17 protein-coding genes are annotated in these 19,065 nt (G+C 59.3%); 11 read left to right on the plus strand and 6 right to left on the minus strand.

From position 1 onward, the window contains the following. Positions 1-67: 67 nt before the first annotated feature. The 5 genes from JWZ97_RS01085 to JWZ97_RS01105 form a co-directional block, all read right to left on the minus strand. The gene (locus JWZ97_RS01085) at positions 68-703 is read right to left on the minus strand and encodes a DUF502 domain-containing protein (RefSeq protein WP_205432786.1); all 636 of its coding nucleotides are present in this window, start codon (positions 701-703) and stop codon (positions 68-70) included. 68 nt (positions 704-771) lie between these two features. Further along, on the minus strand, positions 772-2,217 hold the full coding sequence (gene nhaD, locus JWZ97_RS01090; RefSeq protein WP_205432792.1) for a sodium:proton antiporter NhaD: 1,446 nt from the start codon (positions 2,215-2,217) through the stop codon (positions 772-774). A 12-nt stretch (positions 2,218-2,229) separates the two neighbouring features. Further along, positions 2,230-3,465, minus strand: coding sequence for a cation:proton antiporter (locus tag JWZ97_RS01095; RefSeq protein WP_205432794.1), 1,236 nt, complete (start codon positions 3,463-3,465; stop codon positions 2,230-2,232). 30 nt (positions 3,466-3,495) lie between these two features. Further along, the gene (locus JWZ97_RS01100; protein WP_240342420.1) at positions 3,496-3,741 is read right to left on the minus strand and encodes a hypothetical protein; all 246 of its coding nucleotides are present in this window, start codon (positions 3,739-3,741) and stop codon (positions 3,496-3,498) included. A gap of 304 nt (positions 3,742-4,045) precedes the next feature. Beyond that, a complete protein-coding gene (locus JWZ97_RS01105) occupies positions 4,046-4,609 on the minus strand; it encodes a MarR family winged helix-turn-helix transcriptional regulator (protein ID WP_205432796.1) in 564 nt (187 codons plus the stop codon). Positions 4,610-5,053: 444 nt separating this feature from the next. Between JWZ97_RS01105 and JWZ97_RS01110 the strand changes: the two genes are divergently transcribed. The 11 genes from JWZ97_RS01110 (at position 5,054) to JWZ97_RS01160 (ending at position 17,386) form a co-directional block, all read left to right on the plus strand. Continuing rightward, positions 5,054-5,284, plus strand: coding sequence for a DUF2490 domain-containing protein (locus JWZ97_RS01110; protein WP_205432798.1), 231 nt, complete (start codon positions 5,054-5,056; stop codon positions 5,282-5,284). 3 nt (positions 5,285-5,287) lie between these two features. Next, positions 5,288-6,751, plus strand: a complete 1,464-nt coding sequence (gene clcA / locus JWZ97_RS01115) for a H(+)/Cl(-) exchange transporter ClcA (protein WP_205432800.1) — start codon at positions 5,288-5,290, stop codon at positions 6,749-6,751. Positions 6,752-6,786: 35 nt separating this feature from the next. Then, positions 6,787-7,956: a cation:proton antiporter gene (locus tag JWZ97_RS01120; RefSeq protein ID WP_205432802.1), complete on the plus strand. Its 1,170-nt coding sequence runs from the start codon at positions 6,787-6,789 to the stop codon at positions 7,954-7,956. 45 nt (positions 7,957-8,001) lie between these two features. Beyond that, positions 8,002-8,367, plus strand: a complete 366-nt coding sequence (locus JWZ97_RS01125) for an STAS/SEC14 domain-containing protein (protein WP_205432804.1) — start codon at positions 8,002-8,004, stop codon at positions 8,365-8,367. Positions 8,368-8,450: 83 nt separating this feature from the next. After that, the gene (locus tag JWZ97_RS01130; protein ID WP_205432805.1) at positions 8,451-10,619 is read left to right on the plus strand and encodes an HAD-IIB family hydrolase; all 2,169 of its coding nucleotides are present in this window, start codon (positions 8,451-8,453) and stop codon (positions 10,617-10,619) included. Beyond that, positions 10,616-13,006, plus strand: coding sequence for a sucrose synthase (locus tag JWZ97_RS01135; RefSeq protein ID WP_205432807.1), 2,391 nt, complete (start codon positions 10,616-10,618; stop codon positions 13,004-13,006). Before JWZ97_RS01130 ends, JWZ97_RS01135 begins: the two co-directional genes overlap by 4 nt. A gap of 21 nt (positions 13,007-13,027) precedes the next feature. Next, positions 13,028-13,414 (plus strand): hypothetical protein, encoded by a 387-nt coding sequence (locus JWZ97_RS01140; protein WP_205432809.1) that lies wholly within the window; start codon positions 13,028-13,030, stop codon positions 13,412-13,414. A gap of 57 nt (positions 13,415-13,471) precedes the next feature. After that, complete coding sequence (locus tag JWZ97_RS01145; RefSeq protein ID WP_205432813.1) at positions 13,472-14,737, plus strand: cation:proton antiporter; 1,266 nt, start codon at positions 13,472-13,474, stop codon at positions 14,735-14,737. Continuing rightward, positions 14,734-15,879, plus strand: coding sequence for a YbdK family carboxylate-amine ligase (locus JWZ97_RS01150; RefSeq protein ID WP_205432817.1), 1,146 nt, complete (start codon positions 14,734-14,736; stop codon positions 15,877-15,879). The genes JWZ97_RS01145 and JWZ97_RS01150 overlap by 4 nt, the downstream gene beginning before the upstream one ends. Before the next feature lie 9 nt (positions 15,880-15,888). Beyond that, positions 15,889-17,160 carry a serine hydrolase gene (locus JWZ97_RS01155; protein ID WP_205432819.1) on the plus strand — a complete coding sequence of 424 codons (1,272 nt, stop codon included), beginning with the start codon at positions 15,889-15,891 and terminating at the stop codon, positions 17,158-17,160. Positions 17,161-17,194: 34 nt separating this feature from the next. Beyond that, positions 17,195-17,386, plus strand: a complete 192-nt coding sequence (locus JWZ97_RS01160; protein WP_205432821.1) for a hypothetical protein — start codon at positions 17,195-17,197, stop codon at positions 17,384-17,386. A 48-nt stretch (positions 17,387-17,434) separates the two neighbouring features. Here the strand turns inward: JWZ97_RS01160 and JWZ97_RS01165 are convergent, their stop codons facing one another. Then, positions 17,435-18,655: an IS256 family transposase gene (locus JWZ97_RS01165; protein WP_205432823.1), complete on the minus strand. Its 1,221-nt coding sequence runs from the start codon at positions 18,653-18,655 to the stop codon at positions 17,435-17,437. Between the last annotated feature and the right edge of the window lie 410 nt (positions 18,656-19,065).

The following is a 19,065-nucleotide window of genomic DNA, read 5'->3' on the forward strand; positions in this document are numbered from 1 at the left end:
TGGACCGGGAGCGAGCCCGAATTGCTCAGTGGGGGCTGATTCGTACGACTCCATTTACCCCTTTCGCTCAACTCTTTTCCTCAGTGTTCAACAGTCGGTTTTTCTCGTCCAGCGAGAGCAGCTTTACCGCCGCATCCTGGGCCTTCGGAAAATCGACGCCGACGCTGATGACAAAGCTGGAAGCCTCCTCAAATGTCATGGAGGAACGAACGACCTTGGATTCGTGCACCATGACCGTGAACCCCGATGTGGGATTGGGCGACGTAGGGACATACAGGACGAAAAGCTCCCCGACTTGATTGGTCACATAAGCCGGCACCCAGACTCCGTCCTTGGGGTATTCCACATAAACGACCTCGCGTTGCTTGGTTTGGCCATCGCCGGAAAAAATGCCGATCAGTTTTTTGGTGACCCGATACACGGTGCTGAGTATCGGCAGTTTCTCCAGGTACGATTCCAGCAGCAAGATCACATAAGTCTTTCCGGAGCGAATGCGGTAACCGAAATAGCTCAATCCCAGGATGGTGACGGCGAACAAGAGCCCTGTTATCCAGTAATTTTCGTAGTAGCCATGAACATTAAGAAATATATCCCGCAATAGCCGTTCGAAAACCACGACGATTTGCACCACGACCAAGATCGGAACGGCTGACAGCACGCCCAAGAGAAAATAATCCAAATATTTTCGAGCGACATTTTTCACGCTGCTACCCCATTGTTATTGGTCGTTTGGATAAAGGTTGGATTCTGGAATCTGATCTCGACAGTTTCTCAGAACATTTCGGAATTGATCAGAAAATGTGCCCCAATGCTTCCGAGATAGCCCAAGGCGATGACCGGCGCCCATTTCAGATGGGTCATGAAGGTATAAACTCCCTTGGCCTGCCCCATTAGGGCCACCCCGGCAGCGGAACCCACCGAGAGCAGGCTGCCGCCGACGCCGGCGGTCAGGGTCACCAGCAACCATTGCCCGGTGGACATCTCGGGATGCATGGACAGGATGGCAAACATCACCGGAATGTTATCCACCAGGGCTGAAATCACACCCACCAGGACGTTGGCGGGCGTGGCGCCGAGTTCTCCATACAGGAAGTCCGACAAATGGTTGAGGTAGCCGATGAAATTCATGCCGCCGACGCACAGGACCACGCCGTAGAAGAACAGCAGGGTATCCCATTCCATACGGGCCAGATGGTGGAACACGTCGAAACGGAAGGTAGTCTCGGCATCGGACTGTGCGATCTCTTCACCGATCATCGGATCGACGCCAACTTCGGGTTCGTCGCGATGGGTAACGTGCAGGTAATAGCCGAACAATTGCAGATAGGTCAATCCCGCCATCATGCCGACGGCAGCCGGAAGCTGGAGGCCATTTTGAAAGCCGACCGCGGTGAGTATCGTCAGCAGGAACAGCAGTACGATTCTTTTCGCACCTCGCTGCAGGCTAATTCGGGCCAGGACCGGGGCCGGTCGACCCTTGGGCACGGCAAAATACATGAGTGCCGCGGGGATAAGAAAATTGAGCGCAGAAGGGACGAATAGTTTAAAAAATGTCCAGAACTCGATGAACCCTTTCTGCCAGACCATCAGCGTGGTGATGTCGCCAAATGGGCAGAACGCGCCGCCGGCGTTGGCGGCAACCACTGTGTTGACACAGGCGATACCGACAAACTTCGGACTGTCTTTGCCCACCGCCATCACCACCGCACACATCAGCATGGCCGTGGTCATGTTGTTGGATACGGAGGAAATGAAAAATGCGAGGCTACCAGTCACCCAGAACAATTGGCGGTAACCGAAGCCCCGATTGATGAGCCAGGCGCGCAGATTGTCGAAGACTCTCCGCTCTTCCATAGCGTTGATGTAAGCAATGGAAACGATCAGGAACAGCAGCAATTCGCCGTAGTCCATGACGTTGTGCCGGATAGCGGCCTCGGCGACGTCGGAAAGACCGTGTGATTTGTAAACCAGGGCAATGGCCACCCAAATCAGCGCCGCCGCAAGCATCATAGGCTTGGATTTACGCAGTTCGAGCACCTCTTCAAGTACCACGAACACATAGGCGATTCCAAACAAGGCTAACGCCATATAGCCGACGGGATGCATGCTCAAATCAAGGGGATTCGAAAGCGTTTCGGACGCCAGTAACCGCAATGGCCAACAACTGAGCCCCGTACCGACCACTAGCAGGTAACGAGGGGTCTTCAAGACACGCATGTATGTATGCTCCTATTGTGGTAACTCGCCGAGCACGGGGACGTGCGGCATATACCGACGGTAAAAAGATTTCAGCAACATCGGAGACAGCAAGGTTGTCAGCGCGATGACGATGATCAGCGCGGCGTAGATTTCGTTGTTCAGAATGCCCGATGTCCGTCCGAGTTCCGCAAAGATCAGCCCAACCTCGCCCCGGGGAACCATGGCGATGCCGATGGCGCAGCGCTCAGCCCAACCACCTCGAACGAGTAATGCGCCCAGCATTTTACCGAGCACGGCAACGGCAAACAGGCCCAGGGAAAAAGACCAGATAAACGATGAACCCCAATCGATGACGCGCAGATTCAGAGACAATCCAACCATGACGAAGAAAATGGGAACAAACAACTGAACGATCGGCCGCATCTGGGCATCGATGCGATCGGAAAACGCCGGATCGCTGCGTAAGGCCAAACCGAAGGGCAGAAAAAACCGTCGGGAAAACGCCAGTCCGGCGGCGAATCCGCCCAGTAGTTCTGGCGCTCCCATGGCGTGAGCCAGCCAGGCGAAGAACAGTACCAGCGAGACGATCAGGGTGGGAATCAGGCCGTCGGTCTGGCTGATCAGGGCGAAGCGGCGGATCACCAGGGAGAATAGCTTGGCCAGGACCGGGGCCAGCAGGAAAAACACCGCGATGAAGCCCATCACCTTGCCGGCATTGCCCCAGTCTACCGCGCCGGCGCGAGAGAATTCGTACAGTACCGCCAACAGTACCACGCCCAGGATGTCGTCGATGACCGCTGCACCGAGCACCACCTGGGCCTCCCGGCTGTGATGGCGTTTCAGGTCAGTGAGCACCCGCACGGTGATGCCGATGCTGGTGGCCGTCAGCGTGCCGCCGACGAACAGGGCCTCCAGCAGGCTGCGTTGGAACAGCCAGTGGCTGAGTCCGAATCCCAGGAAAAATGGCCAAACCAGACCGCTGACGGCGACCAGAAGAGCTTGCCAGCCGGTTTTCGCCAACTGGCGGATGTCGGTCTCCAGGCCCACCTCGAACAGCAGCAGGATGATGCCGATTTCCGCCAGCAGCCTGATGACCTGGCTGGGCTCCAGCCAGCCCAGCAGGCTGGGACCTAGAATGACGCCGGCCAACAGTTCCCCCACCACCGGCGGGCTCTGCAGGCGCGCGAACAGCTCGGCGAAGAGCCGGGCCGTCAGCAGCATCACCATCAGCTGCAAGAAGAATTGATGAACGGCCTGGGGTTCCACAAATACTTTCTGACGAGTGCGGGGCGGATATCAATGGGCTTCCATAGCCATCTGCCGGTGCATCTGCGCCATCTCCCCATGGGCTTTTGCAACCTGCTGGTATAAGCGAATCAAGGCCTCGCAATGGGACTCCAACGACTCGGCCCGCTTTCCATACCGGTAACTTTTCGCCTTGTATTGATCCAGAAGTTGCTTGTGCTCCTCGGCCTTGGCCACGGCAGCCTTCGCGGCCTGTTGGTAATGCTCGGCCAGCGACCGATGGTCGGCCGGGGTCATGGCGCGTTGTGAATGGCGACACTCATAACCATGGGGTGAGGATTAGGTTGCGCACAGCTCGCCAGCATTCCCAGGGTTAAGACGACGGTCAGTAACGCATTGATTCCGGTGTTCATGGCATACCTCATCGACCGAAGGTGGAGGGAATTTTGTTTGGACTTGCAGAAAAGGCTTGACTGTCGATGGTTAGCGGCAATGACCTGAATCAATAAGCCGCGAGCCCGCAATCAGCCGCTTTGGGCAAGGATGATTTGCACCTCATCAAGAGGCGGCCAGATCGGTCCCCCGGATTGATGCTGTGCGGTCATTCATTAGAGTCCTGCCGCTTTGCACCCCTTCGTGTGGTCTTGGGAAGCGGATTGAGCGGTTCCATGGCGGCTTCGTCATCATTGAGCTCCATCGCTTTAACGAGCGCATCCAAATCTTTGGCTAGGGAGTGGAGTACGGCATCGGGCAGGCAGAACAGCGCATGTTGCAGAATGCCCTGGGCTGGCGCCGGTGCCTGCCCGATGAGTTCCCGCCCCTCCGGAGTCAAAGTCACCGTGACGACTCGCTGATCCTCGCTGACCCGTTCCCTCCTTATCAGGCCTTTCTTGGCCAGCTTGTCGAGCAGGTTGCTGGCCGTGGAATGATGGATCGACATGGCCTTGGCCAGTTCGGTCACTCGTAGTCCCGGACTTCTCGACAATTCCCACAAGGCCCATAGTTGGGCACTGGTCACGCCACAACGGGTTTCCACCCATTGCGAATGTTGTTGGACCGCCTTGAAGATCAGTCGGAAGCGTTTCAGCACTTCATACGCCCAGGCACTTGAATCTGGAGCATCGACCGTTTCCGCGGGGCTGGCTTTCTCGACATTACGCTTCATAGGCACCAGCTTTCAGAGTTGAAGAGGTGATGATCTCCGGCGAATTCCGCAATGGCTGGTTCATTTCAACCTCCAGTTAAGACTATCCAAATCGAACAACTAGCTATAAGTTATTGTATTACTGTAGTAAAAGCAGCTGGCATTCTCCGTGCTTATATGTTTTCGCAAACATTGTTTGCGGCAATATGAATTGGTGCTTAGAATGCCATCAGCAGTGCGGATGGCCAACAGTTTTTGACCTGAGGAACTGAATGAATACGCCATTTGCTCACTCGTTGAAAGTGCTGCCGCTCATTGCTATCACTTATGCACAACCCGGCGGAGCGACTACCAATAACATGGCCGGTAACTGGGACTCCGTCACCCTGTCGGGCAGTCTTGGCGACCTTTCTCCAACCTTGCGGGATTTTCGCTGGCAGATCATGAATCAAGGGCGGTGGAGAGATGACAGCTCACAAGGGTTCCGGTTTTTCGGAAAACCTGCTGTTTGCGCAGTTGGGGTATTCACTGAACGAGCATGCCAGTGTCTGGCTTGGCTACGTCCATGATTGGATTCATCCCTTGGATAAGCTCTCCTACCAAGAGAATCGACCCTATGAGGACTTCCTGTACAACACCGCGTTCGGCGATTGGAAGTTCATCGATCGTATCAGTTCTGACCGATTGGCTGGATGACGCATGGCGCCGGTTGTCGACGTTGCGAGGGTCGAATATCAAGGAAACGGTTTGACACCGCTGCAGGACTACGGGAAGACCGACCGACATCTCTGGATTTCCAGGTTGAACGCCTCCAGGCGGGAGAAGCCGGCATGGGCACGTGGTCGTTCGACGCCCTTGAGTCGACATCGGCACCGACTCATGGCGCAAGCCATTTTGATCGGTCTGCTCACCGGCGCAGTCGCGGTCTGTTTCCATCTGGCGCTGGATTACGGTGAACTCCTCCGCAATCGCATCCTCGATTTCGCACGTCGGTACCCGGAATGGGGGCCGTCGATCGTGTTGAGCCTGGCTTTGATCGGCGTGATGCTTTCAGCAACGCTGGTTATCCGTATTGCGCCGGAGGCCGCGGGTAGCGGCATTCCGCATTTGAAGATCGTGCTCCAAGGACGCCGCCCGTTTCGCTGGTTGCGGGTGCTGATCGTCAAGTTCGTCAGCACGGTCGTGGGTGTTACCGGCGGTTTGGTGCTCGGACGGGGCGGTCCCAGCGTCCACATGGGGGGCGCAATCGGCCAGGGGGTGGCGAATCTGTGGCCGGGGAAACACTCTGAAGACCGGCCGATCTTGTTGGCTGCCGGTGGTGGCGCCGGATTGTCTGCGGCCTTTAATTCTCCCTTGGCGGGATTGGTTTTCGTACTCGAAGAATTGGAATGGCGCTTCGCCTCGTTGGAATTCTTCACCACGGCGGTCGCTTGCCTGGCGGCCGACATGGTTTGCCGTGCCGTACTGGGACAGTATCCGACCTTTCATCTTGCGAGTGCCGGGAGCCCGCCGCTGACTCTGCTGCCTGCGTTCGTGCCGGTGGGCATACTGTCGGCCTTGCTCGGCGCTCTGTTCAACCGGTCGCTGCTGACGGCACAGAGCCTCATCGGCCTGCGGTCCTGGCCTCGACTTGCCTGGTGGCTGATTCTGGCATCGATGGTGACGGTGGTCGGTTGGCGTTTTCCGACGTTGTTGGGAAGCGGGCAGGACTTCGTGGACGGGATGCTGGAAGGGAGCGCCTTGCCCCCGGAAGCCGTGGCCCTGTTCTTCCTGATCCGTTTCATCTTGACCATCGGCAGTTCCAGTTCCGGTGCCGCCGGCGGCCTCTTCATCCCGATTCTCGTACTCGGCGCCCTGCTGGGCTGGGGTGTCGGCGAGACGATTCGACTGTTTCTTCCGGAACTGAACGTGGATTCCAGGTTGTTCGCGGTGGTGGGCATGGCGGCGTACTTTACCGGCGTGGTCCACGCGCCCTTGACCGCGATCGTCCTGATCATCGAGATGACCGGCAATTACACATTGATCCTTCCGTTGTTCATCGCCTGTTTTTCCGCTCTGCTGGTGGCGGATTGGGCCGGGAGCCTGCCGCTCTACGAAGCCTTATTGGAGAACGACTGGAGGAAGGATCGCTTCAAACGAGTTATTGATCGCATTCGATCGTAGTCGCTGTCACGTTAAGAACAAGAGATGAGGTCGCCATGGAAACCTTCCGCTTAGAACTTTTCTTCATCGCGTTTGCCGCTGCCCTTGCGCCCTTGCTCGCCGAACTACCGTCACGCTTTCGTATGCCCGTGGTCGTAGTGGAAATCCTACTGGGTATCCTCATCGGGCCACATCTCTTCAACCTGATCACGCCCGACGGCCTGGTGGGCATGCTGGGAGAGCTCGGCCTGACCTTTCTCCTGTTCATGGTGGGGCTGGAAATCGATCTCGGGGAAATGCAAGGCCGACCGATGGCCTTGGCGATCGGAGGCTGGTTACTCTCATTCGCCGTGGCTATGGTCTGCATGTTTTTCGTGCATGCGATCGGTCTCATCCAGGCGCCGCCGATATTGTTTGCCGTGGCCTTGTCCACCACCGCGCTAGGAGTCCTGGCGCCCATTCTCCGGGATGAAGGCGTGTTGAACACCGAATTTGGCAAACAGGTGCTCTCGGCCGCGGCGATGGGTGAGTTCGGTCCTTTGGTGATCATCTCGTTGTTGTTGATTCCGACCCACAGCACTGTGATTCACACCTTTTTCATCGTGATCTTTCTCGGGATTGCCTTTCTCGCGGCATATGGGGCCATTCGAGTTCGATCCTCCAAACTGATCGATGCGCTGGCGCACACCATGCAAAGTAGCGGTCAATTCCCGGTCCGGCTCTGTATCATGCTGCAAGCACTGCTGGTCGCCATGGCCGCCAAATTCGGTCTCAATGTGGTGATGGGCGCTTTTGCGGCGGGGATGGTGGTCGGGCTCGCCAGCAAAGGCGAAAGGGGGATGCTGCTTCGCCAAAAGCTGGACGCGATTGGCTACGGATTTCTCATCCCCTTCTTCTTCATCGTCGCCGGCATGCGCTTCGATGTCGGGGCGCTGTGGGCCAGCCCCTTGGTTCCGGTCCAGATTATCGCCCTCTTGGGTCTGCTGATCCTGGTTCGGGGAGTGCCCGTTTTCCTCTATCAACAGGACCTGCCGCCGGCCGATCGATTGCCCTTTGCCCTTTATTCAGCCACCGGCCTGCCCTTGATCGTGATCATCACCGAAATCGGTGTGTCCTCGGGGCTCATGGCGCCGGATCGAGCCGCGGTCCTAGTCAGCGCCGGGATGATTTCCGTGTTCTTGTTTCCCATCCTGGCCGACAGGGTCAGGAAGCAGCCCTGGTGGTGAGAGCAGCTTGCGAGTTTTTAAAAGTCAGCCGAAGGGGAGCAACCCATGATCGAGCAACTTCAGACCGGTTCATCAAGAATCCTCGCTTTCAAATTGAGTGGAAAACTCCACGACGAGGATTACAAGATCTTTGTACCCGCGGTGGACGCCGCTGTGGCGACCGAGGGCGAAATCCGTCTTTTCGTGCAGTTTGAAGAAGACTTTCAAGGCTGGGACCTGCACGCTGCCTGGGACGACGTCAAATTTGCCGCGAGTCATTATTCGGATTTTTACCGCATCGCCATCGTGGGCGACCGGAAGTGGGAAGAGTGGATGGCCAGGGTGTGCAAACCCTTCACCTCGGCATCCGTTGGTTATTTTGATGTGTCCGAAGCCGAAGTCGCTTGGGCGTGGCTGCGGGAAGACCTCTAATGCAGCGTGCATGCTGTCCGGTCCGGTGGCCGTGGCGCGGTCCTCGGGGACAGTGAACGCTGAGTTCCATCGACTGTAACGCCATGCAAAAACATCCCTTGTACATCTTCATGATCAGTGTCCACGGCTTAATTCGCGGACACGATCCGGAATTGGGCCGGGACGCCGATACCGGCGGCCAGATTACCTATGTGCTGGATTTGGCTAGGGCGCTGGGTTTTCACCCCGAGGTGAGAAAGGTGGATCTGCTGACCCGACTGATCGAGGATCCGGCAGTCGGCCCCGATTATGCCGAACCCGAAGAAGTCCTCGGCCCGAACGCACGCATTCTGCGACTGCCGTTCGGCCCCAAGCGCTATTTGCGCAAGGAGCTGTTGTGGAATCACCTGGATCAACTGGTGGATCGCGTCTTGCACTTCCTACGCGAGCAGGGCCAGTTGCCGGACGTGATCCACAGCCATTATGCCGACGCCGGCTATGTGGGCTACCAGCTCTCGCAATTGTTGGGGGTGCCCCAGATTCATACCGGCCATTCGCTGGGGCGCTGCAAGCGTCAGCGCCTGTTGGACAGTGGCCGCAAAGCCACCGCCATCGACCGTCAGTTCAATTTCGCCCGGCGCATCGCGGCCGAGGAGCAGGTGCTCGAGCATGCGGCCCTGATCATCACCAGCACGACGCAGGAGCGCGACGAGCAGTACGGAATGTACCAGCGGTTCAACCCAAAACGCTGCCTGGTCTTGCCGCCCGGTATTGATTTCACGCGTTTTTCCGCCGCCGGCGCAAAGACTGTTGATCCCCGGGTGAAATTTATGATTGACCGGTTTTTGCACGAACCGTGCAAGCCGATGATTCTGACCCTCAGCCGACCGGCACCGCGCAAGAATTTGCTGGCCCTGATCGAGGCCTACGGGGAAGACGAAGCCCTGCAAGAGCTGGCCAATCTGGTAATTCTCGCCGGACACCGTGGCGATCTGCGTGACCTCGAGGAAACCCAGGCGGCGGTGGTCACCGAATTGTTGCTGGCCATCGACCGATACGATTTATACGGCAAGGTGGCCTTGCCCAAGCGGCATGCCCAAGAGGACGTGCCGCAGCTCTATCGCTTTGCCGCACGCCACGGAGGGGTGTTCGTCAATCCGGCACTGACCGAACCCTTTGGCCTAACCCTGCTGGAAGCGGCTGCGTCGGGCCTCCCCATCGTCGCCACACAGGACGGCGGCCCCAGAGATATCCTGGCCAATTGCGGCAATGGCTTGCTGATCGATCCGCTGGACAAGAAAGCGATGGCCGCGACCCTGCGCGAGGCCCTGAGCGATTCGCGCCGATGGAAGACGTGGTCAAAGGCGGGAAAGCGTCGCGTGGTGCGACACTACAGTTGGCCCGCCCATGTGGATGCCTACCTGAAGAACGTCGGGCGGCTGCTCCACCGAACCCGCAAGACGCGAAGGCGCAGCCTCGCCCTCGCTTCGGGACTGGAACGCCCACCTCTCCCCCTCGCGCAATGGGCGCTGATCTCCGACATCGACAATACCTTGCTGGGTGACCGCCAGGGATTGTCCGAGCTACTGGAATGGCTGACCGGCAAGCCGGAGGTCGGCTTCGGCATAGCCACTGGCCGCACCGTGGACAGTGCCGCCAAGGTACTCCGGCAATGGGGTGTGCGTACCCCGGATGTCCTGATCACTGCGGTCGGCAGCGAAATCTATTACGGCCCGGACCTGAGCCGCGACGAGGGTTGGTCTCACTACATCCGCCACCTCTGGCGGCGGAACGATCTCGCCGGAGCGCTGCAGAACATGCCAGGCCTCAGGTTGCAGAAGCGTAGCGAGCAGCGGGAGTTCAAGCTGAGCTATCGGGTCGACCCCCAGCGCATGCCGGCACTGGCGGACATCGAAAACCGGCTGCGGGAAAGACGCCTGCACGCCAGTCTGATTTACTCCCACAACCAGTTTCTCGACGTGTTGCCGCTGCGGGCGTCCAAGGGCCATGCCGTGCGCTATCTGGCCTATAAATTCGGCCTGCCACTGGAACGCTTCCTGGTTGCCGGCGATTCCGGCAACGACGTGGAGATGATGGTCGGCGACACCCTCGGGGTGATTGTCAGCAACTACAGCGGGGAGCTCGAACATTTGCGCGAGCAGCATCGGGTCTATTTCGCACCATTCCCCTATGCGCTTGGCATCCTGGCAGGAATCCATCATTACCGTTTTGCGGATGCCGCGGCGACCATGATTGAGGGGAATAACGCATGATCGAAAGCCTCATCCAGTTCGCCCAGTCCCATCGCGAAGCGACCTACCTGCTGCTGCGCCGGTTGTTCGCAGAAAGCCGGACCTATTTATTGCAATCCGATCTGGTCCGGATTCACGACTCGCTGTGCCGGGAAACCGAGCGCGCTGATTTGGCAGACGCGGCGCTCCGCTCCGTCGTATGCCGCATGGAAGAGGCGATTCTCGTCGAACCTTGGGCCTATTTCACGATCCGCGAGAGCGTCGCGACCTGGCATTACTTGCGCATACACTTCGAACAACTAGCCCTGGAGCCCATCGAAGTCGCCGACTACCTCCGCTTCAAGGAAGCGTGCGCCGATGTGGATTTGCCTCCCGAAGAGACCCTGGAGATCGACTTCGGGCCCTTCAACCGAGAATTCCCCAAGCTCAAGGACGCGCGCAGCATCGGTCAGGGCATGACCTTCCTCAACCGCCAGCTGGCCAGCCGTCTGTTCAGCACTCCGGCGGAAGCGGAAGGCGAATTGCTGCGTTTCCTCAGCCTGCACGCCATCGATGGTCAGTCGCTGATGCTCCAAACCCGATTCGACAGCGGCAAGGATCTGCGCGGCGCCCTCCGGCAGGGTCTGGCCTGGCTGGAATGGCAGGATCCCTCCAAACCCTGGGCCGAATGCAGCGAGACGCTGCGCAAGCTGGGATTTGCCGCTGGTTGGGGCGACACGGCCGGCCGCATCGACGAAACCATGAGCCTGCTCCAGGACATCCTGGAAGCGCCCGCCGCCGCAGCTCTGGAAGCCTTTCTGGCGCGCATCCCCATGATCTCCCGCCTGTTGATCCTGTCTCCGCACGGCTATTTCGGACAGGCCAATGTGTTGGGACGGCCGGACACCGGTGGCCAGGTGGTCTACATCCTCGACCAGGCGCGTGCCCTGGAACGAGAGATGCGGGAGCGTCTGGTCCGGCAAGGCGTCGAGGTGGAGCCGAAGATCCTGATTGCCACCCGGCTGATTCCGGATGCTCAGGGCACCACCTGCTATCAGCGGCTGGAAAAGGTCGCAGGCTGCCGGAACACCTGGATCCTGCGCGTGCCCTTTCGTAAGACGAACGGCGAGATCGTGCCCCAGTGGATTTCCCGATTCGCCGTCTGGCCCTACCTGGAACGCTTTTCTCGCGACGTCGAGCACGAGGTACTGGGCGAGTTGGGCGGCCGTCCCGACATGATCATCGGCAACTATTCCGACGGCAATCTGGTGGCCTCGCTGCTGGGCCGCCGATTGGGGGTGACTCAGTGCAACATCGCCCATGCGCTGGAAAAGACCAAGTATCTGTACTCCGCCCTATACTGGCGGCACAACGAGGAGCGCTACCACTTCGCCTGCCAGTACACCGCCGATCTCATCGCGATGAATTCGGCCGACTTCATCATCACCAGCACCCATCAGGAAATCGCCGGCACTGCGAACACCATCGGTCAATACGAAAGCTACTGCCGCTACACCATGCCTGGGCTTTACCGGGTGCTCAACGGCATCGAGCTTTATGATCCCAAGTTCAACATCGTCTCGCCGGGCGCCGATGCCGAGGTGTACTTTCCCTATTCGGAAACAGATCGCCGGCTCAGGGGCCTATGGCCCGAGATCGAGGCGCTGATATACGGGGAGCAGCCGCCCGGCTTGGCGCGCGGCAGTCTGACGGACAAAGCCAAACCCCTGATCTTCAGTCTCGCACGCCTGGACTGCATCAAGAACCTCACGGGACTGATCGACTGCTTCGGAGCGTCACCGAGACTGCGCCGATACGCCAATCTGCTGGTGATCGGCGGCAGTATTTCCCAAGAGGGGTCGGACGATTACGAGGAGCGCGCCCAGATCCAGCGGATGCACGAGCTGATGGATCATCACCGGCTGGACGAGGAAGTCCGCTGGCTCGGCGTCCGCCTCGACAAGAACATGAGCGGGGAGCTTTACCGCTACGTCGCCGATGGCCGCGGCATCTTCGTGCAGCCGGCCCTATTCGAGGCCTTCGGCCTCACCGTCATAGAAGCCATGGCCTCAGGACTGCCGACCTTCGCCACCTGCCACGGCGGTCCCTCCGAAATCATCCAGCACAAGCGCTCCGGCTTTCATATCGATCCCAACGACGGGGTTGCCACGGCCGATGTCATCGCTGATTTCCTGGAACACTGCGCCGCCAACCCGCGGGAATGGGACCGCATTTCCACCGGCGCACTGGCCCGCATCGAGCAGCGTTACACCTGGAAAATCTATGCCGAGCGCCTGATGACGCTGGCGCGCATCTTCGGCTTCTGGAAATACGTCAGCGACCTGGAGCGGCAGGAAACCCGGCGCTATCTGGATATGTTCTATCACCTGCAGTTTCGGCCCCTGGCCAGGGCAATTCAGCACGAATGAGTACACGTTGGAGCTTACAACATGACGAACCCGATCATCGCTCTCTATTTTTTGTCGGCCTTGCAATGGGCCGGAACTGGGGCTCAGCCCAGCACGGCGTCGACGTCATTCCATCACGGTGGCGACGGCTCGAACAGGAAGCAATCTCGTATGCCTGCCAACGAAAACCACCCTCTGGCACGAGTCGAGCCGCAACTGCCCTTGACCGATGCTGTGGGGTTTGGCACTGGACGACGGAACGCGACAGCCGAGTCGTCGCCAACGTTTGCCGCCGAAAACTTGCCGACGGACCACAATGGTGATGCCAACGTCGGCAATACCGGGAAAACCTCCCACCCGGACCAAATTGAAGGAATTCCTGTCAAGAAAATTCCAGGTGATTGGTTAGATGGGCATCCCAGGAATTAGGGCTGGCCGGAATTCTCTTGTGAAGTCTGATTATTCCATCCCGAGAGGAGTCGCCCGATGCTGAACTGGCTGCGCTCAGTCTGGGAGGAACAACAGGAGCGGCTGATCTTCCTGCCGCCCTTCCCGGATCAGGCCGACCCCTTGGCGCTGTTCAGCCTGCTGCTGGTGAGCGGTCTGATCATCGGCGAGGTGCTGCACCGCTCGTTGCGCCTGCCACGCATCGTCGGCTATGTCCTGTCCGGAACCCTGTTCGGGCCTTCTTTTTTTGGCTGGATCACGGTGGAATCCCTAGCGGTCACGCGGCCGCTGGCAGATACCTCCTTGGGTCTGTTATTGCTGGAAATCGGCCGCCGCCTTGATCTGCGCTGGTTGCACCGCAATCCTGGCTTGCTGCGCACCGCCGCCATCGAGGCTTCGCTGTCGTTTATTGCCGTCTATGCCTATTCGTGCCTGTTAGTCGGGTTGAGCCCGGCTTGGGGTGGCGCGGCGGCGGCCATTACCATGGCATCGGCGCCGGCGGTGGTGCTGCTGACCGCCGAGGAAACCCGCGCCCAGGGCCAGGTAGCCTCCCGCACGATACTCTACACGTCCCTCAACTGCGCTTTGTCCTTCGTCGTTTTCACCGTCGTGCTGGGCTTGATCCATGCTGAGCACAGTGACGATTGGTTGAACGCCTGGGTCCATCCTTTGTGGGTGTCCTTGGGTTCGTTGGTGGTCGCCATCCTGACCGCTGGGCTTTGTCTGCTGATCGGGGGCTTGCTGCCCAAAAAATCCCTGGCCCAGGTGTTCGTGCTGGTTGCCGTGGCGCTCTTGGCGGTGGGCATCGCCCGCATGATCGCCGTCCCCGTATTTCTTTGCCTGTTCCTCATGGGGGCCGCCATTGCTTTCCTCGACCGCGGCAAGATCCTGGCTTACACCGAATTGCCGCAAGGCCATTGGCTGCTCGCCATCGTGCTGTTCGTGATCACCGGCGCTTCGCTGCCCTGGCGGGACTTTACGCTGCTCGCCGGCCTGCAGGCCCTTGGTTTGTTACTCGTGCGCGCCGCCGCAAAGCTGGCGGGTGTGTTCTACGGGGGCGGGGCCGATCTGGAACGATCCAAGCGCTTGCTGGTGGCCTTAGGGATACTGCCGCTGTCCTCGACCGCGGTGTTCATGACCATGGAACTCGCCGCGCTTTATCCCGAATTCGGGAGGCCGGCGCTGGCGTTGCCCCTGTTCGCTGCGGCCTTGATGGAATTCGTCGGTCCCGTCCTGTGCAAGCTGGCCTTCGTCAAGGCCGGAGAAACCGACGAAGAGCGCTCGCGCAATGGGGGGATCGGATGAGCGGAGCCATCGAAACGTTTGCGCCGAGTGGTGTCCTCACCCTAGGCGTTGAACTGGAACTGCAACTGATCTCCAACCGGGACTTCGATCTGACGCGGGCGGCCAGCGATCTGTTGGCCGGGCTCCGCAACGACGCCGAGCATGGAGAGGTGAAGCTGGAGATCACCGAGAGCATGATCGAGATAAACACCCGGCCGCGTTCCGATATCGCCGGTATCCGCGAGGATTTGGCGGTCTTGCGTGAGCTTCTGGTTTACCAATGCGCGAAACAGAACGTGGCGGTCTGCGGTGGCGGCAGCCACCCGTTCCACCATTGGCCGGAACGGCGCATTTGTCCCGGTGAGCGCTTCGAGCAGATCCATGCCCGTTATGGCTACCTCGCCAAGCAGTTCACCGTGTTCGGCCAGCACATTCATATCGGCTGTCAATCCGGCGACCAGGCGATCTGGCTAACCCATGCGTTGCAGCGCTATGTTCCCCATTTCATCGCCCTGAGCGCCTCCTCGCCGTTCCAGAACGGCACCGATACCGCCTTTGCATCGTCCCGGCTGTCGGCCGTATCCGCGTTTCCGCTCAGCGGACAGGCACCGGCCGCCGTAACCAGCTGGGACTTGTTCCTGGCTTATTTCGAGATGCTGAAGGATTGCGGGGTGGCGGAGAGCATCAAGGACCTGTATTGGGACATTCGTCCCAAACCGGAGTACGGGACCGTGGAAATTCGAGTCTGCGACACCCCGTTGACGATCGAGCGGGCTGCCGGGCTAGCGGCATTCGCCCAATGCCTGGCGAGTCATTTATTGCGCGTCGAACCGACGATCGATCCGCAACTGCAGGAGCTCGTGGCCCGCTTCAACAAGTTCCAGGCTTGTCGCTACGGTTTCGACGGCGTACTCGCGGACCCTTACTTGCGTACCCGTGTATCGCTGCGTGATGACTTGATGTTGACGCTGACCGCGATTGACGAGGACGCCGATCATCTCGGTTGTCGCAGCGAAATCGCTGCACTAAAAGAAGCGGTTCGGCACAGCCTCAACGGCGCGCACTGGCTACGGGAGGAATTCCGGAAGCTTGGCGGCTACAACGATGTAGTCCATTCGGCAGTCGCGCTGTTCGCCCGACCCTCGTCACCAACCAGCCCCTGAGGTAACGCCATGCTCTATCGGTCGATAGCGAGCACTACCATCCTGATCTGGTCTACGACGACGGCCGTGGCAGAGGAGACCTGCGACTACCGCTCGACAACCCCGGTACAGTCCGCCAACGCCATGGTGACTCGCGGCGACTGGCTCGCCGTCGAGCATCTGCGCGTCGGTTTGGAGTCTCCGCGCCGCTTCATGCCGGGCACGGTCATGCGCAACCTGGCGAAGCCCAGCGACCTGGTCGTCTCGTCCACACCCATCGACCTCGATCGGGCGACGGCCGTCGATCCCGATGACGGCGCCGAAAAGCCGCTAAGGGTCTTGCTCGATGTCCGGCTGTACGCCGACGGCATCCTGGTGCTCCAGGGCGATGAGGTCCTGCTCGAACACTATCGACCGGGGTTTTCGCCGAGTTCGCCACGGCTGTTGCTGCAGGCCAGCCGGCCGATCCTGACCACCATGCTGGCCGATGCGGCTGAGGCCGGCCAATTGTCGCGAGAACAGTCGCTGGCCCGCGCGCTGCCGGAATTGGCCAAGCAGGCGAATTTGCGCAAGATCTCGGTACAACGGCTGCTGGATAATCGCACCGGACTGGTTTGGTCCAGCGAGGATCGCCGACTTTGGCTTGCCGCCTCCGGGTGGAAGACCGCCGCGGATGTGCCGGTTGCCCACGACGTCGGCAGCTGGTTGAGAAGCCGCGCGGATTGGCCGCGAACTACCGAACCGCCGGCGCTGGAAATCGGTGGTCCCGAAGGGGAACTGCTGGTCCGGGTGCTGGAAAAGGTCAGCAAACAACCGGTCTCGCACAAATTCTGCGAGTCCGTGCTAGCGGGGATCGGAGCGGAGCACGAGGCCTTCTGGGCATCGGATCCGGCCGGAACCGCTTTGGCCGACGGACTGGCCTTGTCGCTACGCGACTTCGCTCGTTTCGGGATGGCGATGATTCAGGCCCGCGCCAAAAAGGGCCCGAGCAAGGTGGTGCCGAACTGGTTCGCCGAGTCCCTCGCCTCAGCGGAGACTAAGCGCGAGCCGGCGCCGGAGGTGCTGCACGAGTTGGGCGCGGAATTCGGGTGGAAATATCGTTTCGCCACCCAGGGACAACTCCACCAAGCGGCGATCCTCGGCCCCTTCGGCAACAGCTTGCTGATCGATTTCGACCGCAAGTTGGTCATCGCCCTGTTCGCATCCGTTCCCAAGGACTACTCGCCCCTGGCTCTGGCGTCGCTGCGCAGCCTGTGGTCGGCCATCGGCCGCCACCGGTTCGATCAATCACCGGTCAAGTGATCTCGCGCGTTGGGTGACAGTCGCAGCACTGCACATGAAATCAAAGCTCAGCAACCTCGCGATTTGTTCGCTGCTCATTGCGGTGATTTTTTTATTCGACCTCAACGTTCCGTTTGGTATTGGGAGCGGTGCGCTGTATGTCTTCGTGATTATTCTGGGATCCATTGGGTTATCAAATTCCATATTCCTCGCGTTCGGCGGATCAGACGCCGATATCGACCTTTAGTGCTGGTTACTTGGAGTCTGTAAACCAAACTGTGTAACTGCGTGATTATCACGGCAGTGCCGCTACGGGCACGCGGTCCTCTCCGAAGAGGATTTGGAACGTCTGCAAGGCCGGTTTCCAGTGGTGGATCTGCTTCCAGTTCCGTGCCGCCTGGCTGATCGCCAGGTACAAGGCTTTTAAGGCCGCCTCGTCGTTGGGGAATATCCGCCGATTCCGGGTGAGCTTGCGCAAGCTCATGTTCAGCGATTCCACGGCATTGGTGGTGTAGATCACCTTGCGAATTTCCGCCGGGAACTGGAAGAACGGAATGATGTTATCCCAGTGACCGCGCCAGATTCGAATCACCGCCCGGTACTTGTCGCCCCATTCCGCTTCCAGGGCGTCCAGTTCCTGCGCCGCTTCCTCCGCACTGACCGACTGGTAGATCCGCTTGAGCGCCGCCACCACCGCCTGGCTGTCAGCGGCCGTCACATAGCGCAGACTGGCGCGCACCAGATGCACGATGCAGAGTTGGGTTAGGGTGCGTGGATACACCGCGTTCACTGCTTCCGGCAGCCCCTTCAGCCCATCCATACAGGCAATGAAAATGTCCTGAACCCCTCGGTTCTTCAACTCCGTCAGCACGCTCAGCCAGAACTTCGCCCCTTCGTTCTCGGCCAACCACACGCCCAGCACTTCCTTCTCGCCCTTCAGATTGACGCCCAATACGACATGCGCCGATTTGTTCGCGACCTGCTTGCCGTGATGGGTCTTCACCACGAGCCCATCTAGCCAGACGATCGGATACACCGCCTCCAACGGCCGATTCTGCCAGCTCCGGACTTCCTCCAGCACCGCATCGGTAATCTGCGAGATCACCGTATGCGACACACGGACCCCGTATAAATCCCCCAGCGCCTGCTCAGTATCCCGTGTGGTCATGCCCTTGGCATAGAGCGTCAGGATCTTGTCCTCCAGGCCCGCCAGACGCACCTGGCGCTTCTGCACTAACTGCGGCTCAAAGCTACCCTGACGGTCACGAGGCGTTTCGATTTCCAACTCGCCAAACGTCCCTTTGACCGTTTTGCTGGCCTTGCCATTGCGGGTGTTGCCGCGAGGCTGCCCCGCCGCGTTTTTCGCGTGCCGTTCGTACCCCAGGTGCACCTCCATCTCAGCATCGAGACTGCGGTTGATCAGCCGTTGCAGCAACTGCGAGTAAAGCGCATCCACGTCTTGTGGGGTCTTGCAGTCCTTCAGCAATTCGTCCAGTGTTTCGGGATTGAGGGCCATTTTTCTGCTCCTAGAGGCGGCGTGCCGCCAGTCTGTCAAAGAGCAGTTACACAGTTCAATTTACAGTCCCGTTACTTGTGGGAAATAGGCTGCCCGCTTACCTGCTGTAACCTGGCATTGACCAACAAGCCCCTGTCGTCTCTTTTGGGTACGTACTGCTCGGCCGAACCGTAGGAAAGCTGACGTTCCCGAACGTCAGGCATCGGCAAACATGAATGGCCGTTGAGGCCGAGCAGGAGTCGGAGGGCCACTTGATATGTGCGGCGGCAGTGCCCCAATGAGCCGCCATTCCAGATCACATGACGCCATCGCCAGCGTTGGGTCGCTCCACCATTTGCTCGCAACCACATAAGCGTACACTCGCCGAGTCGCAGACCAACAGCAGCACAGCCGGTAAGTCGCGACCGGAA

The sequence above is a fragment of the Methylococcus sp. EFPC2 genome (assembly GCF_016925495.1).
Lineage (GTDB): Bacteria > Pseudomonadota > Gammaproteobacteria > Methylococcales > Methylococcaceae > EFPC2.

Excerpts from the sequence above, each read along its gene's own strand:
- nhaD (WP_205432792.1), bottom strand. The coding sequence starts at position 2,217 with ATGCGTGTCTTGAAGACCCCTCGTTACCTGCTAGTGGTCGGTACGGGG.
- JWZ97_RS01100 (WP_240342420.1), bottom strand. The coding sequence starts at position 3,741 with ATGACCCCGGCCGACCATCGGTCGCTGGCCGAGCATTACCAACAGGCC.
- JWZ97_RS01105 (WP_205432796.1), bottom strand. The coding sequence starts at position 4,609 with ATGAAGCGTAATGTCGAGAAAGCCAGCCCCGCGGAAACGGTCGATGCT.
- JWZ97_RS01110 (WP_205432798.1), top strand. The coding sequence starts at position 5,054 with ATGACAGCTCACAAGGGTTCCGGTTTTTCGGAAAACCTGCTGTTTGCG.
- clcA (WP_205432800.1), top strand. The coding sequence starts at position 5,288 with ATGGCGCCGGTTGTCGACGTTGCGAGGGTCGAATATCAAGGAAACGGT.
- JWZ97_RS01120 (WP_205432802.1), top strand. The coding sequence starts at position 6,787 with ATGGAAACCTTCCGCTTAGAACTTTTCTTCATCGCGTTTGCCGCTGCC.
- JWZ97_RS01125 (WP_205432804.1), top strand. The coding sequence starts at position 8,002 with ATGATCGAGCAACTTCAGACCGGTTCATCAAGAATCCTCGCTTTCAAA.
- JWZ97_RS01130 (WP_205432805.1), top strand. The coding sequence starts at position 8,451 with ATGCAAAAACATCCCTTGTACATCTTCATGATCAGTGTCCACGGCTTA.
- JWZ97_RS01135 (WP_205432807.1), top strand. The coding sequence starts at position 10,616 with ATGATCGAAAGCCTCATCCAGTTCGCCCAGTCCCATCGCGAAGCGACC.
- JWZ97_RS01140 (WP_205432809.1), top strand. The coding sequence starts at position 13,028 with ATGACGAACCCGATCATCGCTCTCTATTTTTTGTCGGCCTTGCAATGG.
- JWZ97_RS01145 (WP_205432813.1), top strand. The coding sequence starts at position 13,472 with ATGCTGAACTGGCTGCGCTCAGTCTGGGAGGAACAACAGGAGCGGCTG.
- JWZ97_RS01150 (WP_205432817.1), top strand. The coding sequence starts at position 14,734 with ATGAGCGGAGCCATCGAAACGTTTGCGCCGAGTGGTGTCCTCACCCTA.
- JWZ97_RS01155 (WP_205432819.1), top strand. The coding sequence starts at position 15,889 with ATGCTCTATCGGTCGATAGCGAGCACTACCATCCTGATCTGGTCTACG.
- JWZ97_RS01160 (WP_205432821.1), top strand. The coding sequence starts at position 17,195 with ATGAAATCAAAGCTCAGCAACCTCGCGATTTGTTCGCTGCTCATTGCG.
- JWZ97_RS01165 (WP_205432823.1), bottom strand. The coding sequence starts at position 18,655 with ATGGCCCTCAATCCCGAAACACTGGACGAATTGCTGAAGGACTGCAAG.